The sequence below is a fragment of the Cohnella sp. WQ 127256 genome, from assembly GCF_024519285.1.
Taxonomy (GTDB): Bacteria; Bacillota; Bacilli; order Paenibacillales; family Paenibacillaceae; genus Cohnella.
This window is the reverse complement of record NZ_JAMZCY010000024.1, coordinates 1-2,423: the sequence shown is the minus strand read 5'-3', so window position 1 is coordinate 2,423 and position 2,423 is coordinate 1. Positions and strand designations below refer to the sequence as shown.

The window sequence follows — 2,423 nt, the reverse complement described above, 5'->3', positions numbered from 1 at the left end:
AGGTGAAAAGCACCGCGGGAGCGGAGTGAAAAAGAACCTGAAACCGTGCGCTTACAAAAAGTCAGAGCCCGATCTAGGGGTGATGGCGTGCCTTTTGTAGAATGAACCGGCGAGTTACGTTCACGTGCAAGGTTAAGCTGATGAGGCGGAGCCGAAGGGAAACCGAGTCTGAATAGGGCGAATAAGTACGTGGTCGTAGACCCGAAACCGTGTGATCTACCCCTGTGCAGGGTGAAGGTGCGGTAACACGCACTGGAGGCCCGAACTCGTGAACGTTGAAAAGTTCTGGGATGACGTGGGGGTAGGGGAGAAATTCCAATCGAACTCGGAGATAGCTGGTTCTCCCCGAAATAGCTTTAGGGCTAGCCTCGAGGTAAAGCATCGTGGAGGTAGAGCACTGATTGGGTGCGGGGCCCGCCAAGGGTTACCAAGTCCAGTCAAACTCCGAATGCCATGTATGTATACTCGGGAGTCAGACAGTGAGTGCTAAGATCCATTGTCAAGAGGGAAAGAGCCCAGATCATCAGCTAAGGTCCCCAAGTGTGTGTTAAGTGGGAAAGGATGTGGAGTTGCGAAGACAACCAGGATGTTGGCTTAGAAGCAGCCACCATTTAAAGAGTGCGTAATAGCTCACTGGTCGAGTGACTCTGCGCCGAAAATGTAACGGGGCTAAACACACCACCGAAGCTATGGCATGACACTTATGTGTCTTGGGTAGGGGAGCGTTGTATGCGGGTTGAAGTCAGACCGTAAGGACTGGTGGACTGCATAGAAGTGAGAATGCCGGTATGAGTAACGAAAAGACAGGTGAGAATCCTGTCCGCCGAAAGCCTAAGGGTTCCTGGGGTAGGTTCGTCCGCCCAGGGTAAGTCGGGACCTAACGCGAGGCCGAAAGGCGTAGTGGATGGACAACAGGTTGAAATTCCTGTACCACCGTAATCCGTTATGAGCAATGGGGGGACGCAGGAGGAGAACGACGCAGACTGATGGAATAGTCTGTCCAAGCAGTGAGAGGTGTGTGTAGGCAAATCCGCACACTGATACCTCAAGCTGTGATGGGGAGGGAAAATCATAGTACCGAAGGTCATGTACCCACGCTGCCAAGAAAAGCCTCTAGCCAGGAGAAGGTGCCCGTACCGTAAACCGACACAGGTGGGTGAGATGAGAATTCTAAGGCGCGCGGAAGAACTCTCGTTAAGGAACTCGGCAAAATGACCCCGTAACTTCGGGAGAAGGGGTGCCCCGGTAGTGTGAATAGCACGAGGGGGCCGCAGTGAAGAGGCCCAAGCGACTGTTTAGCAAAAACACAGGTCTGTGCGAAGCCGTAAGGCGAAGTATACGGGCTGACGCCTGCCCGGTGCTGGAAGGTTAAGAGGAGTGGTTAGCCGCAAGGCGAAGCTATGAATTGAAGCCCCAGTAAACGGCGGCCGTAACTATAACGGTCCTAAGGTAGCGAAATTCCTTGTCAGGTAAATTCTGACCCGCACGAATGGCGTAACGACTTGGGCGCTGTCTCAACGAGAGATCCGGTGAAATTTTAGTACCTGTGAAGATGCAGGTTACCCGCGACGTGACGGAAAGACCCCATGGAGCTTTACTGTAGCTTGATATTGAACTTTGGTACGGTCTGTACAGGATAGGTGGGAGCCTATGAAGCAGGAGCGCAAGCTTCTGTGGAGGCGCCGTTGGGATACCACCCTGATCGTATCGGAGTTCTAACTCACTACCCTAATCGGGTAGGAGGACCGTGTCAGGCGGACAGTTTGACTGGGGCGGTCGCCTCCTAAAGAGTAACGGAGGCGCTCTAAGGTTCCCTCAGCGCGGTTGGAAATCGCGCGCAGAGTGCAAAGGCATAAGGGAGCTTGACTGCGAGACCTACAAGTCGAGCAGGGACGAAAGTCGGACTTAGTGATCCGGTGGTACCGAATGGAAGGGCCATCGCTCAACGGATAAAAGCTACCCTGGGGATAACAGGCTTATCTCCCCCAAGAGTCCACATCGACGGGGAGGTTTGGCACCTCGATGTCGGCTCATCGCATCCTGGGGCTGAAGTAGGTCCCAAGGGTTGGGCTGTTCGCCCATTAAAGCGGTACGCGAGCTGGGTTCAGAACGTCGTGAGACAGTTCGGTCCCTATCTGTCGCGGGCGTAGGAAATTTGAGAGGGGCTGTCCTTAGTACGAGAGGACCGGGATGGACGCACCGCTGGTGTACCAGTTGTTCCGCCAGGAGCATCGCTGGGTAGCCAAGTGCGGAAGGGATAAGCGCTGAAAGCATCTAAGCGCGAAGCCTGCCTCAAGATGAGATTTCCCAATTCGTAAGACCCCTTGAAGAACACGAGGTTGATAGGCTCGGGGTGGAAGCGCAGCAATGTGTGGAGCTGACGAGTACTAATAGGTCGAGGGCTTATCCTAAGCGAATTGACA

1 rRNA gene is annotated in these 2,423 nt (G+C 54.0%); it reads left to right on the top strand.

Annotated features, from left to right (window positions below):
* Nucleotides 1-2,411 (top strand): 23S ribosomal RNA (locus M1K58_RS29350); the annotation flags it as partial.
* Between the last annotated feature and the right edge of the window lie 12 nt (nucleotides 2,412-2,423).